A 14714-nucleotide genomic window follows, 5' to 3' on the forward strand; every position below is an offset into this window, starting at 1 on the left:
CGGCTCGGGCGTCTGACTGGTACGAGAAATAGTACCATAGCGAGAGGGTAACGACTAGACCCGTGCCGTTACACAGAACACCGTGTGCTCCAGAAACGCGTTCCGAAACTTGCCGGCCGGATCGAGCCGATCGGCCAGGGCCCGAAAATGCCCGAGCCAGGGATAGGCGGTCGCGAGGGTTGCGACATCCGCTTGAAAGAGCTTGCCCCAGTGCGGCCGCACCACGAAGGGGGCGAGCGCGGCTTCGAGGGCGGGCAGCAACGCCTCGACGGCGGCCTGATCGGGCTTCCAGGTGAAGTGCAGGGCAACGCCCGCACGCTCGAAGCTCGGGCTGAGCCAGAGGTCGTCGGCGGCGATGCTGCGAATCTCGCTCACCAGCAGTAGTGGCGCGATGCGCGAAGACAGCGCCCGCATGGCCTCGATCGCGGCGACGGCGTACTCCCGCGGCACGTGGTATTCGCTCTGCAACTCGTCGCCGTCGCTCGGCGTGAACGCCAGGCGAAAGTGCGCGAGCCGCTCCGACCACGGCCCGGCTACGCCGAGTTGTTCGGTGCAGTTGATCGCAGAAATTCCGGGCAGCGGATGCCTGCCCTCGGTCGCCGCCGTCCCCCCGAAGAACTCCGGGCCGCCGGCGAAGTCAGTTCCGCGGCTCTTCACCCAGGCCTGCTGTACCGTCTCTCCCTGCCAGTCGGTGAACAGACTCACGCTGTAGGCGCTCCCCATGACGGCGTCGAAATCGTGCAGCACGTCACTCCAGGGCAGGTTTTCGTAGACGAACTGCCGCACGTCAAAGCTCGGCTGAATATCGAGCGTGACTCGGGTGACGATGCCGAGGGCGCCGAGCCCCACCACCATGCCGGCGAAGTCGGGCGTCGACCGGTCGACCCGCAGCAGCTCGCCCGAGGCCGTGACGATCTCGAGGGCCGACACCGCGGTGGCGAGGCTGCCGTTCTGGTCGCCGGAGCCGTGGGTTCCGGTCGCGATCGCACCGGCGACGCTGATGTGCGGCAGCGAGGCGAGGTTGTGCAGGGCATACCCCTGGCGTTGCAGCTCCACGGCGAGGGTGCCATAGGTCGTGCCGCCCGAGACCTCGACGCTCAGCGCGACCGGGTCGATGCGAATCGAGTCGTCGAACCCGTCAAGCGCGACGAGCGTTCCGGCCGAATCGGCGATGGCATTAAAGGAGTGACGCGAACCCAGGGCGCGTACCCTGGTGGCTGCGGCGACGATCTGTTGCATCTGCTCAACGCTGGTTGGGTGCACGATCGGTGCCACATAGCGGTAGTTGCCGGCCCAATTGCGTTCACTCTGGTTCATTCGGACCGCCTCACGATATTTGGTGTTTATAACAACATACCAAAACGGGGGCGGTCCCGCACGCAACCGGCCGGGTCATCAAGCAGTCCGGCAAAGGCGAGCTCGGCCGCCCCGACCATCATGAGCCGCGAGCGTAGCTGGGCCCGTTCGAGCAGCACCGCGTGCCCGAGGCTTCCAATCGAGCTCACGCTCACCGCTTCGGCCAGACGCTCCCGGCCGACCGACAGCAGCGATCCCAGAAAACCGCCGAGCACGACCATCTCCGGGTCGAACATGTTCACAAAGTTCGAAATGGCCACCGACAGAAAGTCAATCTGTCTGGCTACCTCGCGCAGCACTGCCGGGTCGCGCGAGACCCCGAGGGCGATGTCGAGTTCGTCCTGGTCGACCCGCTGCAGTCTGAGCACCTTAAGCAGTCGCGGCATGCTTACCTCGGTTTCGAGGCAGCCGATCCGCCCGCAATGGCAGCGCACGCCCGCCGAGTTGACCAGCGTGTGGCCGAGTTCGCCGGCATACCCGCTCGTGCCCCGCAGCGGGCTGCCGCCAATGATGAGACCACCGCCGATGCCGTTCGACGCGCCGTTGAGGTAGACCAGGTCGGTCGTGCCGCGAGCCGCCCCGAACAGACTCTCGGCGATGGCGCCGAGGCCCGCGTCGTTACCGGCGAACACGGGGTAGTGCAGGGCCTTGGCGAGGGCCGTGGTGATGGCACTATCGCGCCAGCCGAGGTGCGGAGCGATCAGCACGCGCCCGTCGACCGTATCGACCAGGCCGGGTACGGCCACGCCGACCCCGGAGATCTCGTAGTTATTCTCGATCTCGCCGCGCATCCCGTCGACGATGGCCTTGACCGCGTTCACTGTTTCGAGCACGGTCGGAACCCGGGCCGTATCAAAGCGGATGCGACGAATCACCTCACCGCCGAGCCCCACGAGCCCGACGGTGATCGCGTCAACGTCGGGACTCACCGCGATGGCGGCAATCTTCAGGCTCGGGAACACCTGCAGGCTGGGCCGGCCGACCCGGCCGGGTACGTCTTCGGGCTCGCCCTCGAACGCCAGGCCGAGCTCAACCAGCTCGGCCACGAGGGCCGAGATGGTCGAGCGGTTCAGGCCGGTGCGACGCGTCAACTCGGCGCGCGAGCATCCGCTTGAATGATGAATCATGGTGAGAATCATCGACAGGTTGAACCGGCGCAACTGGTCATTGCTCGAACCGCCGCGCGAGGTCAGTGTGGGCAGCGCCAGTTTGGTCACGATTTTCCACCTCTCGGGTTCAGTTATACCCGACAGAATACCGCAGGCTTCGAGCGGAGCTAGCGGCCGCCGGCCCGACGCTTGTTGAAGATATCGAAGGCCACGGCGAGGAGCAGCACGAGACCTTTAATGGTCATTTGCCAGGCGGCATCCACCGACAGAATCGACAGCCCCATGTTGAGCACACCCATCACGAGGGCGCCGATGACTGCGCCGATCACCGTGCCGACACCACCGGTCACCGCTGCGCCACCAATGAAGACGGCGGCGATGGCGTCGAGCTCGTAGTTCTGCCCGGCCGAAGCCACGGCGCCGCCGGCGCGGGAAGTCGAGACTATGCCCGCCAGCCCCGCGAGCACGCCCATGTTGACGAAGATAAAGAAGTCGACCCACTTGGTCTTGACGCCACTCATCTTGGCGGCGAATAGGTTGCCGCCCATGGCATAGACGTGACGGCCGAACACGGTCTGGTTCAGCAGAAAGGTGTAGCCGAGAATGAGCACGGCGAGCATGATCAGAATGATCGGGGTGCCACTATAACCCGAGAGCAGCCAGGCGAACCAGATAATGGCCACGGCGGCGATGCCGTTCTTGATCCACAAGCTCACGATCGGTTCGCGCGGCAGGTCGAGTTTGCGAAGCGTGGCGCGGGTGCGCAGCTGCTGCACGATCAGGGCGAGCGCGGTCAGTACGCCCAGTGCCATGGTGAGCAGATCCCGGCCGCCGACCTCCCCGAGCCAGGCGGGAAGCCAGCCAGCGCCGATGGCGGTGAATTCGGAGGGGAGCCCACTAATGGTGCCGCCGGTGAGCAGCACCAGGGTGAGCCCGCGAAAAATCAGCATGCCGGCGAGCGTGACGATGAACGCGGGGATACCGACGAACGCCACCCAAAAGCCCTGCCAGGCACCGACCAGCGCACCGACGAGCAGCGCGATGATCACGGCTGCCCACCACGGCAGCCCCCAACTTCCCATGCTGATCGCGGTTACGGCGCCGACCATCGCAACGACTGAACCGACCGACAGGTCGATGTGGCCGGCGATGATTACGATGACCATGCCGATGGCGAGAATCAGCACGTAGGCGTTCTGCTGAATCAGGTTGTTCACGTTGCCGGGAAGTAGCAGTCGTCCGTGCGTAAGAATCTGGAACAGCACGATAATAATCGCCAGGGCGGCGAGAATTCCGTACTGTCTGAGGTTGACCGCGAACTTAGGCTTGGATCGCTTCACGGGGGTTGTCGTGCTCATCGGGGTCAGTCCTTTCCCGCGGTCATGTAGTGCATGAGTGTTTCTTGGGAGGCATTCGCTGCGGCAACTTCACCGGTGAGCTTGCCCTCTGAAATGACGTAGATGCGGTCGGAAAGGCCGATGAGTTCTGGCAGCTCGGAGGAGATCACGACGACGGCTTTGCCCTGCGCTGCCAGCTCGTTGATGATTCCGTAGATCTCGTATTTGGCGCCGACGTCGATGCCGCGGGTCGGTTCGTCGAGAATGAGGATGTCGGGGCCGGCGAAGATCCACTTCGACAGCACGACCTTCTGCTGGTTACCGCCGGAGAGCTTGCCGGTGATCGACGAGACGCTCGGCGCCTTGATGTTCATTTTCTCGCGGTAGGAGTTGGCGACCTTGTACTCGCGGTGCCGATCAATGACGCCCCACCTCGCGAGCTTGGCGAGTGCGGCAGCCGAGACATTCACGGTGATGTCTCCGATAAGGTTGAGACCATACAGCTTGCGGTCTTCGGTGGCATAGGCGAAGCCGTGCTTGATCGCCTCGCCTACCGTGCGCAGCTGAATTTCGTCGCCGTTTTTGAAGATCCTGCCGGAAATCTTGGTGCCGTAAGAGCGGCCGAAGATACTCATGGCGAGTTCGGTGCGTCCGGCTCCCATCAGCCCGGCGAAACCGACGATCTCGCCGGCCTTGACGGTAAACGAGGCAGCGTCGACGACCTTGCGGCTGGTGTCCACCGGATGGTAAACGGTCCAGTCTTCGACGCGCAGAACCTCGGTGCCGATCTTGGGTTCGCGCGGCGGAAACAGGTTGTTGAGTTCGCGACCCACCATAGAGCGGATGATCCTGGCCTCGGTTGCGTCCGGGCCATCCATTTTGATGGTCTCAATGGTCTTACCATCACGAATGACGGTGACCGTGTCGGCAATGCGCTTAATCTCTTTCAGCTTGTGGCTGATGATGATGCAGGTAATGCCCTGGCCACGCAGGTGTTCAATCAGGCCGAGCAGGTGCGCAGAGTCCTCGTCGTTGAGGGCTGCGGTCGGCTCGTCGAGAATGAGCAGCTTGACCTGCTTGGAGAGCGCCTTGGCGATCTCGACCAGCTGCTGCTTGCCGACGCCGAGTTCGAGCACCTTGGTGGCCGGGTTTTCGGCGAGGCCGACCCGAGCGAGCAGCAGGGCGGCTTCGCGGTTGGTCTTATTCCAGTCGATGACGCCACGTCTGGAGTTCTCATTGCCGAGAAAGATGTTTTCGGCGATCGATAGGTAGGGGCTCAGCGCGAGTTCCTGGTGGATGATGACGATGCCGTCGGCCTCGCTGTCATTGATCGTCTTGTAGGCGACCGGTTTGCCCTCGAACTCGATGGTGCCCTCGAAGCTGCCGGAGGGATACACACCGCTGAGCACCTTCATCAGTGTTGATTTACCGGCGCCGTTCTCGCCGCAGACGGCGTGTACTTCACCGCGAACGACGACGATGGACACACCGTCGAGTGCCTTAACGCCGCTGAAATCCTTCACGATGTTGTGCATCCTGAGGATGGTCGTGTGCTCCAAGGGCAGCCTCCTGATCAAAATTGTGTGTTGCGTTGAAGCCCAGTGATGGGCAGAATGGTCGGCCCCGCTCACGCGGGGCCGACCGACGGAGACTCGTTAGAGTCCGACGTCCGCTGCCTTGGTGAAGCCGGAGTCGATGAGCTTGGTCTGCACATCATCTTTCACGACGACCTCGGGGTCGAGCAGGAACGACGGAACGACCTTTTCGCCGTTGTCGTAGGTCTTCGTGTCGTTGACGGTGACATCTTCGCCAGCCGCGATCTGCTGGATCATGTCGAAGACCTGCTTGCCGAGCGTGCGGGTGTCCTTCCACACGGTCATGGACTGCTCGCCGTCAAGAACGGCGAGCACGTTGGCCTTGTCGGCGTCCTGGCCGGTGATGATCGGGTAGCTCTCGCCCGGCGTGTAGCCGGCGCTCTTCAGCGAAGCGATGATGCCGATGGCGAGGCTGTCATTGGGCGAGAGCACAACGTCAACTTTTTCAGAGCCGGAATAGAACGACGACAGGCGGTTGTCCATTTCGGACTGCGCTGAGGCCGAGATCCAGCCTTGGATTCCAATGGAAGCCCAGTCGTCGTTGGAGGACGGCGACTTACCGCTCGGAACGACCAGCTGGCCGCTCTCGACGTAGGGCAGCAGAACGTCCCAGGCGCCGGAGAAGAAGAACTTGGCGTTGTTGTCGTCCGGGCTGCCGGCGAAGGGCTCGAGGTTGAACGGGCCGGCGCCGTCGGCGAGGCCGAGCTGCTCTTCGATGTACTGGCCCTGCAGGGTGCCGACCTTGTAGTTGTCGAACGTCGCGTAGTAATCGACGTTCTCGGTGCCGTTGATCAGACGGTCATAGGCGATGACCTTGGCGTCCTGGCCGGCGGCCTCGGCGAGCACAGGGGCGAGTACTTTTCCATCCACTGCTGCGACGACGAGAATCTTGGCGCCGCCGGCGACCTGGTTCTGAATCTGGCTGATCTGCAGGTCGGTCTTGTTGTCGGCGTACTGCAGGTCAGCGGTGCAACCAGCGTCTTCGAGCAGCGACTTGAGCTGCTCGCCGTCATTGATCCAGCGCTCGAGGCTGCGGGTCGGCATTGAAATTCCGACGTTGCAGTCGGCGCTGGCTGCTGCGCCATCGCCTCCGGCGGTCGTGCTCGTGTCGGCACACGCCGCGAGGGACAGGGCTACGGCTCCGGTCGCCGCTAGGGCGAGGATCCTCTTGGTTAGGGTCATCATTGGTGCTTTCCTCTCTGAATGCTGCCAGGCGCAGGGGCGGCGAACCGACGACTGCTCAAACGGTGGGCATTCCGCGAGACCGCCACGAAGGGCAGCTCGGTATGTCACCGCGGTAAGGGTGATGTGAAGCGTGGATTCACGCCGTCAAGCATGCGGAATCCTGTGCATGGGTGAAAATGTGGTGCTGAAATCGACCGGGCGAATCTGCCTAATCGGGCGAGTTGAAAATCGTCGCGGACGACTTTGTTCACGGAGAGAACATATCTAATTTCTTCGTCGTTTGCCAACTGTTTTTTTATTTTTGGGCCGAATTGCGCGCAATCGAGAGGGATTTGTTATCAAGTCACGCAGTTTCTCCCCCAAATGGGGGTACTTAAACTGCTGAATAGTTCTGGCCGGAGTCAAATGGCCAACTTCCTCAAGTTGCCGCACAAATTCGTTCATTCCTGATATATGTTTGAGTAATCAACAAATCACCAATGCAGCTGAAATGGAAGTAGTGACATGACCGTGAGCCTGACCCCCACCCGCGACGACAAGTTCTCCTTCGGCCTGTGGACCGTCGGCTACAACGGCAGCGACCCGTTCGGCGGCCCGACCCGGCCCAAGCTCGACGTGGTCGACGCCGTCACCAACCTGGCCGAGCTCGGCGCCTACGGCCTCACCTTTCACGATGATGACCTGTTCGACTTCGGTTCAACGGATGCCGCCCGCCAGTCTCAAATCGACCGCCTCAAGCAGGCCCTCGCCGACACCGGCCTGGTCGTGCCGATGGTCACCACCAACCTGTTCAGCGCTCCGGTCTTCAAGGACGGCGGCTTCACCTCGAACGACCGCGCGGTGCGCCGGTTCGCGCTCCGCAAGGTTTTGCGCAACATCGACCTCGCCGCCGAGCTCGGCGCGAAGACTTTCGTGATGTGGGGCGGGCGCGAGGGCGCCGAGTATGACGCAGCCAAGGACATCCGTTCGGCGCTGGAGCGCTATCGTGAGGCCGTCAACCTGCTCGGCGACTATGTCACCGACAAGGGCTACGACATCCGCTTTGCCATTGAGCCCAAGCCCAACGAACCCCGCGGCGATATTCTGCTGCCGACCGTCGGCCACGCGATGGCCTTCATCGAAACGCTTGAGCGGCCCGAAATGGTCGGCGTGAACCCCGAAGTCGGGCACGAGCAGATGGCCGGCCTCAACTTCGCTGCCGGCATCGCCCAGGCGCTGTACCAGGGCAAGCTGTTCCACATCGACCTCAACGGTCAACGCGGCATCAAGTACGACCAGGACCTGGTCTTCGGGCACGGCGACCTGCAGAACGCGTTCGCCCTCGTCGACCTGCTCGAAAACGGCGGCCCGAACGGTGGCCAGACCTACACCGGGCCCCGCCACTTCGACTACAAGCCTTCACGCACGGAAGACGTCGCCGGAGTGTGGACCAGCGCCGCGGCCAACATGCGCACCTACCTGCTGCTCAAGCAGCGGGCCGCCGCCTTCCGCGCCGACCCCGAGGTGCAGGCGGCCCTCGCCGCGTCGAAGGTGCCTGACCTGTCGAACAACACCCTCGCCGCCGGCGAAAGCTACGACGACCTACTCGCCGACCGCGGCTCCTACGAAGACTTCGACACCGACGCCTACTTCGGCGGCAAGGGCTTCGGCTTCGTGCACCTGCAGCAACTCGCCCTCGAACACCTGCTCGGCGCCCGCTAGCCCTGCATCACTCCGCATTACTCACCCTTGGCCCCGCGAGCGGATGCTCCGGGGCCAAGGGTCGCTATTTGCGATGCGCAGGGCACCCACGCCTCGTGGCCGCACCCGATATCGGTGCGCGCTACGCCCGTTACCGCAGCGGGTACCCACATCGGGCGCGCTCATCCGATATTTTTGTGTTAATTGTGCCGCCCCACCTACGAACGGACATGTCATGACACTGGTTGCCGGAGTCGATTCGTCGACACAGAGTTGCAAGGTCGTCATTCGTGACGCCGATACCGGAGCGCTGGTGCGGTCCGGTCGGGCCAGCCACCCCGAAGGCACCGAGGTCGACCCCGCCGCCTGGTGGGACGCCCTGCAGGAGGCCGTCGCTGACGCCGGCGGGCTCGACGACGTCGCCGCCATCTCGATCGGGGCGCAGCAGCACGGCATGGTCGTGCTCGACGTCGACGGCGAAGTCATTCGCCCGGCGCTGCTCTGGAATGACACCCGCAGCGCCCCGGCCGCCCTCGACCTGCTGCGCGAAGTAGGCGCCGCCGAGTACGCCGCCCGCACCGGAGTCGTTCCGGTCGCGTCCTTCACCGCGACCAAACTCCGCTGGCTGCAGGAAGCCGAACCGGCCAACGCGGCCCGGGTCGCCGCCGTAGCCCTGCCGCACGACTGGCTCACCTGGCGTCTACGCGGCTTCGGCCCGGCCGCGACCTCCGTCGTCGCCGATGGCCCGGCCGCCGAAAATCCCCTCGGCCCCGTGCTGACCGAGCTCACCACCGACCGTTCCGACGCGAGCGGCACAGCGTATTGGTCACCGCGCACCGGCGAGTACGACCTTGACCTGTTCGAACTCGCCCTCGGCCACGCCGCCGTGCTCCCCCGCGTGCTCGGCGCCGACGAACAGGCCGGCGTCACCGCGCGACTGGGCGGCAGCAACCACGCCTGGCTCCCCGCCGGCATCGTGGTCGCCGCGGGTGCCGGCGACAATGCGGGTGCCGCCCTCGGCCTCGGCGCGAGCGCCGGCGATGTCATCGTCTCGATCGGCACGAGCGGCACCGTGTTCGCCGTCACCGATCAGCCCACAACGGATGCCTCCGGCTCCGTCGCCGGATTCGCCTCGGCTTCCGCAGACTTCCTGCCCCTGGTCGCGACCCTCAATGCCGCCCGCGTTCTCGACTCCATCGCAGCGCTGCTCGGCGTCGACTACGACGAGTTGGGGCGCCTCGCCCTAGAAGCCGAGCCGGGAGCAGGCGGCCTCGTGCTGCAGCCGTACTTCGCCGGGGAACGCACGCCGAACCTGCCGGAGGCGACGGCATCCGTTTTCGGAATGACTCTCGCGTCGACGACCCGGCCGAACCTGGCACGCGCCGCGATCGAGGGCATGTTGTGCGGACTGGCCGACGGCCTCGACGCCGTGCAGGCGCTGGGCGTGAGCGTCGGGCGCATTCTGCTGATCGGCGGGGCGGCGCAGAACCCGGCCGTGCGCGCCATCGCCGCCCAGGTGTTCGCCGCTCCGGTCGTGGTACCGGCGCCGGGCGAGTATGTCGCCGACGGCGGGGCAGTGCAGGCGGCCTGGGCTCTGACCGGCACCTGTCCGACCTGGGCTGCGGCCATTGCGGCCGAGCCGGTGCCCGACTTTTGCCCGGTCATCCGCGCCCAGTACGCGGCGCACTCGGCCGTCTGATACCGGGCACTCTGGTCCGATCCGGCGAACAGATCGGGTCAGGCGGTGAGCCCCGCGACCATGGCCTCGATGCGGTCCGGCGACAGCGCGTAGTGGATGGCGAGCATGCTCGCGCCCAGAATGGCGGCGTTGGCCCCCGCGCTGGACTGCGTGATCTGCAGGTGCTGGGTGGCGAGGGGGTTGGAGCGCGAGTAGACGACTTCCCGCACGCCCGCGATCAGGTGTTCCCCGGCCTGGGCCATCGACCCGCCGAGAACGATGACGGATGGATTGATCAGGTTGACACACATGGTGAGCACCTCGCCCATGTCTCGCCCGGCTTGGCGCACGGCTCGGATCGCTTCGAGATTGCCCTGTTTAACCAGGTCGACAACGTGCTGGCTCGTGGTCACCGGAAGGCCCTGAGCACCCAGCAGGCGGGTGAGTGCCGCTCCGGAGGCCACGGCCTCGAGACATCCCTCGTTGCCGCAGCGGCACGGCACCCCCGCCCCGCGGGCGATCTGCACGTGCCCCAGGTCACCGGCGATACCCTGCGCGCCGCGCTGCAGGTAGCCACCGGATATGACGCCGGCACCGATGCCGGTGGCAACCTTCATGAACACGAGGTGGTCAGTTTCTGACCAGGCAAATTCCCGTTCGCCGAGCGCCATCAGGTTCACGTCGTTGTCGACGAGCACGGGAACATGAAAGTGCTGCTGAAGCCAGCCGGGCACGTCAAAGCGGTCCCAGCCCGGCATGATCGGCGGGTTGATCGGCCGGCCGCTGCTGTGCTCGACCGGCCCGGGTAGGCCGACACCGATCGCGAGCAGGTCGGCCATTGACCGCTTGCTGGCGCTGAACAACCGCGCGCCGGCCTCGATGACCCAATTCAATACGGCCTCTGGCCCGTCTGCGATTTCGCGGAACGTGGAGTCCTGTACAAGGGTTTTTCCGCCCAGGTCGCTGAGCGCGATCCGAATATGGCTCGCGCCGATGTCCACGGCCAGCACGAACTTGTTGCCGGATTGCAGGGCGAACTGCGACGAAGGCCGACCTCCGGTGGAGGTGGCGTTCCCGGCCGGACCGACGAGCCCGAGACGCGTGAGCGCGTCAACGCGCAGCGCCACGGTGGATCGGGCCAGTCCGGAGAGGTCGGCCAATTCCGTTCGGGTGCGTGGTTGCCCGTCCCGCAACACTTGAAAAAGGTCACTGGCTCCGGCCGAACCGAGGGCGTTGACGTGGCTTATGTCGACCATCAGGCAATTCAACCATACGAATCATTCGAACTTCGATACTTTCCGAGCGGATGCCGCTGCGGCGGCCCCGCAGAGCCACCAGCACCACGACGGTGCCGGTCAGCGCCGGTCAGCGCCAGGGCAGCGCCAGGGAACCCGATGGGGTTGCCTGGCTCGGCACGCCGACCGCGGGTCGGGTGCGCCCGGTCTTCAGCAGCGACTGATAGGTGACGGGCTGCCCGGCCACGGCGTAACGCAGCAGCTTATGAAAAAGCTGCCCACGACTCTCGGAGTGCCGATGATTGAACCGAAACACCCATTCGTCGACGTAGGCGGGCAGGTGTTCCGCACTGACCGCTCCCTGGCGCGGCCCCATCAGCCAATGGTTGGCCTGAAAGACCACGCGGCGCACGGCGGGCAGCACCTGGCGGGTTGGGGAACCCGGCGCAGACAGAGGCCGTGCTACGTGAGCGTACCGGTCTCGGATTCCCGCCGGATACGCGGACCAGTCGTGGGTTACGACGCGGCTGCCTGGCTCGACGGAATCCAGCATAAAAGCGGCCAGCTGCGCTGTCCCGGCGCTCGGGATCACCGCAATGCGGGTACGGCCGAGACCATCGGCATCCACTTCGACGGCTACTGCGAACAGTACTCGACTCAGAGGACCCCGGCCGGGAACCGAGCCGCCGAGGTAGGACACGTCGACCTCCACGTTGCCGCGCAGGCGATCCCGGCCCGGTTGCACCATGACCGATCGATAGCGGTGCAACATCGCCCAGGCTGTCTGCAGTGAGCCGAGCTCGGTCTCCCGATGTAACTGGGTCGCCGACAGCCCGACCTTGCTGTTTACGAGCAACCAGGCCGCACTGAACCACACGGCGAGCTCGGTGCGGGTGCCGTGAAAAATTGTTCCGGCTGTCGCGGAAATGCGTTTGCCGCAGCCCGCGCACCGCCACCGCTGGTGCGCCTCGCGCCAGCCGTGCTCGTGTGCACAGTTCGGGCAGCGGAATCCGTTCGGCCACCGTAACCAGTCGAGGTAGTCGAGGCACTTCCACTCTTCGTCAAACCATAGGCGCAGGTCGGCGTACGAGTTGGGGTAGGCGGGTCGTGCCGGCGTTGGCATGTCCCCCAGACTAGGGCACTGAACGCGAAACCCCGTGCGGTCAAAAATAAGGGGGTTTGTAGTTCGGTGCCGAAGAGTGCACCCCCGGCGCGGTATCCCTAGGCGGGCTCGGGATTTTTTTACGGCACCGAGCGGCAAATAGATGTTAGGTCTTCCGGTTATTCAGACACCGAAGTATGCACATACCGTGGCGACACCGGCCCCGCTCACCTGAGAGTTGCGCCCTGATCTCACCGAGGAGAACCAGATATGCGAACGAAGCACGGACTTCGACTGACTGCGGGGGCGGCGATGGCCACCCTCGTGGTCGCCGCCCTCACCGCGGCGCCCGCAGTAGCGGCCCCCGGCGACACAGTGCCCCCGGGCATACCCGGCGCGCCGACCCCGGCAGCCCCCGCCGATTCGAGCTTTCAGAAGGTCACCCTCGACGCCACCCCGGGCGAGCCGCTCGACCTGGCCGTATTGCCCAACAATGACGTGCTGCACACCACCCGGGCCGGCGACATCTGGCTCAACGACGCACAATCGGGGCTCAACACCCTCGCCGCGTCACTCGAGGTGTACCAGCACGACGAAGAGGGACTGCAGAGCATCGCCCTGGACCCGAAGTTCGGCACACCGGGCAACAACTGGATCTACCTGTACTACTCCGCACCGCTGAACACTCCGATCGACGACCCGGCAACCGCCGGCGTGAACGAGGGCGACGCCCCGCTCACCGGCACAGCGGCTGACTTCGCCCCGTTCAAGGGCTCCATCACCCTCTCGCGCTTCCAGTTCGACGGCGCCGTCTTCGACCTTGCAAGCGAGCAGAAGATCCTGGACGTCGACGTGGACCGCGGCATCTGCTGCCACGTGGGCGGAGACATCGTCTTCGACACGGTCGGCAACCTCTACCTCTCCACCGGCGACGACTCGAACCCGTTCTCCTCCGACGGTTTCGTACCGATCGACGAGCGCATCGAACGCAACCCGGCCTTCGACGCGCAGCGCAGCGCAGCCAACACCAACGACCTGCGCGGCAAGATCCTGCGCATCACACCCACAGCAGACGGCGGCTATACGATCCCCGAAGGCAACCTGTTCGCCCCCGGCACCGAGCTCACCCGCCCGGAAATCTACGTGATGGGCATGCGCAACCCGTTCCGCATCGAACTCAACCAGAAAACCGGCGAGCTGTACGTTGGCGACTATTCCCCCGATTCCCGGACCGCCGATCCCCTGCGCGGCCCAGCCGGCACCGGCAAGTGGACGAGTATCACCGAAGCGGCAAACTACGGCTGGCCGTACTGCGCCACCGCCGAGCTGCCCTACGTGGACTTCGACTTCGCCACCGGCCTCTCCGGCGACACCTTTGACTGCGCCGCTCCGGTGAACGATTCGCCCCGCAACACTGGCCTGCGCGAGTTGCCTCCCGTTGTGCAGCCCGACGTCTGGTACGGCTACGGGTTGTCGTCTGAGTTCCCTGAGCTTGAGACCGGCGGCATCGGCCCGATGGCCGGCCCCGCGTATGACTACGACAAGAAGGCGTCAAAGGGTAAGGCATCCGTTGCCTGGCCCGAATACTACGACGGTATGTCGATGTTCTATGAATGGACCCGCGACTACATCAAGGGCATGACGCTCACCGACGGCGAGCTGGCGAAGATCGAGGCCGTGGTGGATTCCATCATCGTCGACAACCCGATCGACATGGAGTTCGGCCCGAACGGCGCCCTCTATGTTCTCGAATACGGCGACGGATACTTCGCGCAGAACCCAGACGCGCAGCTCTCCCGCATCGACTTCGTGGGCGACCAGGGCAACCGCTCGCCCCTCCCGATGGCCTCCGGCACGCCGACCGCTGGCGCCTCACCGCTCACCGTTGAGTTCTCCAGCGAGGGAACCACCGATCCAGAGGGTGACCAGCTCAGCTACGCCTGGGACTTCGAGTCCGACGGGGTCATCGACTCTCGCGAGCCAAACCCCACCTTTACCTACGAGACGGATGGCGCCTTCACGGCTTCCCTGCAGGTGACGGATGCCGGTGGCAAGGACCGCGGACGCTACGCCTCCGCAGAGGTCGAGATCGAGGTGGGCAACCAGGCCCCGGTCGTGACCTTCCTCACCCCCGTGGTCGGCCAGGACTTCCAGTTCGGCGACACGGTGACCTACGAGGTTCTCGTGACCGACGACCAGGCGGTCGACTGCTCGCTCGTGACCGTGACCTACATCCTGGGCCACGATTCGCACGGCCACCCGATCACCACGTCGGGCGGTTGCACGGGAACCATCACCACCACGGTTCCCTCCGGCCACAACCCGGAGACCGATGACCTCTCCGGGGTCTTCAACGCCTCATACACGGATGCCGGCGGCGACTCCTCCGGACCCCTCACCGGCTCCGCCGAGGTCGTACTGCGCTCCAACTAATTTC

General features: G+C 64.8%; 10 protein-coding genes. 3 read left to right on the forward strand and 7 right to left on the reverse strand.

Translation table 11 applies throughout. The features are described 5' to 3' along the window. Positions 1-54: 54 nt before the first annotated feature. The 5 genes from E3T43_RS04610 to chvE form a co-directional block, all read right to left on the reverse strand. On the reverse strand, positions 55-1317 hold the full coding sequence (locus tag E3T43_RS04610) for an FAD-binding protein (protein ID WP_134444033.1): 1263 nt from the start codon (positions 1315-1317) through the stop codon (positions 55-57). 26 nt (positions 1318-1343) lie between these two features. Beyond that, the gene (locus E3T43_RS04615; protein WP_241978811.1) at positions 1344-2573 is read right to left on the reverse strand and encodes an ROK family transcriptional regulator; all 1230 of its coding nucleotides are present in this window, start codon (positions 2571-2573) and stop codon (positions 1344-1346) included. A 59-nt stretch (positions 2574-2632) separates the two neighbouring features. Then, positions 2633-3823, reverse strand: a complete 1191-nt coding sequence (gene mmsB / locus E3T43_RS04620) for a multiple monosaccharide ABC transporter permease (protein WP_134444034.1) — start codon at positions 3821-3823, stop codon at positions 2633-2635. 5 nt (positions 3824-3828) lie between these two features. Next, entirely contained in the window at positions 3829-5337 is a 1509-nt protein-coding gene (gene mmsA / locus E3T43_RS04625) for a multiple monosaccharide ABC transporter ATP-binding protein (RefSeq protein WP_134471571.1), read from the reverse strand. A gap of 120 nt (positions 5338-5457) precedes the next feature. Beyond that, positions 5458-6579 (reverse strand): multiple monosaccharide ABC transporter substrate-binding protein, encoded by a 1122-nt coding sequence (chvE, locus tag E3T43_RS04630; protein ID WP_134444240.1) that lies wholly within the window; start codon positions 6577-6579, stop codon positions 5458-5460. Between the two features lie 507 nt (positions 6580-7086). Here chvE and xylA point away from each other — a divergent pair. Beyond that, a complete protein-coding gene (gene xylA / locus E3T43_RS04635; protein ID WP_134471512.1) occupies positions 7087-8283 on the forward strand; it encodes a xylose isomerase in 1197 nt (398 codons plus the stop codon). Between the two features lie 214 nt (positions 8284-8497). Next, entirely contained in the window at positions 8498-9961 is a 1464-nt protein-coding gene (locus E3T43_RS04640; protein WP_134471513.1) for a xylulokinase, read from the forward strand. Between the two features lie 38 nt (positions 9962-9999). Here E3T43_RS04640 and E3T43_RS04645 read toward each other — a convergent pair whose 3' ends face one another. Together E3T43_RS04645 and E3T43_RS04650 are read right to left on the reverse strand one after the other, a co-directional pair. After that, entirely contained in the window at positions 10000-11196 is a 1197-nt protein-coding gene (locus E3T43_RS04645) for an ROK family transcriptional regulator (protein ID WP_174844319.1), read from the reverse strand. 109 nt (positions 11197-11305) lie between these two features. Further along, positions 11306-12298 (reverse strand): IS1595 family transposase, encoded by a 993-nt coding sequence (locus E3T43_RS04650; protein WP_134471514.1) that lies wholly within the window; start codon positions 12296-12298, stop codon positions 11306-11308. 249 nt (positions 12299-12547) lie between these two features. Between E3T43_RS04650 and E3T43_RS04655 the strand changes: the two genes are divergently transcribed. Continuing rightward, entirely contained in the window at positions 12548-14710 is a 2163-nt protein-coding gene (locus E3T43_RS04655; protein ID WP_134471515.1) for a PQQ-dependent sugar dehydrogenase, read from the forward strand. Positions 14711-14714: the final 4 nt, after the last annotated feature.

Source organism: Cryobacterium sp. Hh7 (assembly GCF_004403155.1).
Taxonomy (GTDB): Bacteria; Actinomycetota; Actinomycetes; order Actinomycetales; family Microbacteriaceae; genus Cryobacterium; species Cryobacterium levicorallinum.

Bases quoted from the DNA above. Each gene is read 5' to 3' on its own strand.
- E3T43_RS04650 (WP_134471514.1), bottom strand. From the start codon at position 12,298: ATGCCAACGCCGGCACGACCCGCCTACCCCAACTCGTACGCCGACCTG.
- E3T43_RS04655 (WP_134471515.1), top strand. From the start codon at position 12,548: ATGCGAACGAAGCACGGACTTCGACTGACTGCGGGGGCGGCGATGGCC.
- E3T43_RS04610 (WP_134444033.1), bottom strand. From the start codon at position 1,317: ATGAACCAGAGTGAACGCAATTGGGCCGGCAACTACCGCTATGTGGCA.
- mmsA (WP_134471571.1), bottom strand. From the start codon at position 5,337: ATGCACAACATCGTGAAGGATTTCAGCGGCGTTAAGGCACTCGACGGT.
- xylA (WP_134471512.1), top strand. From the start codon at position 7,087: ATGACCGTGAGCCTGACCCCCACCCGCGACGACAAGTTCTCCTTCGGC.
- mmsB (WP_134444034.1), bottom strand. From the start codon at position 3,823: ATGAGCACGACAACCCCCGTGAAGCGATCCAAGCCTAAGTTCGCGGTC.
- chvE (WP_134444240.1), bottom strand. From the start codon at position 6,579: ATGACCCTAACCAAGAGGATCCTCGCCCTAGCGGCGACCGGAGCCGTA.
- E3T43_RS04645 (WP_174844319.1), bottom strand. From the start codon at position 11,196: ATGGTCGACATAAGCCACGTCAACGCCCTCGGTTCGGCCGGAGCCAGT.
- E3T43_RS04640 (WP_134471513.1), top strand. From the start codon at position 8,498: ATGACACTGGTTGCCGGAGTCGATTCGTCGACACAGAGTTGCAAGGTC.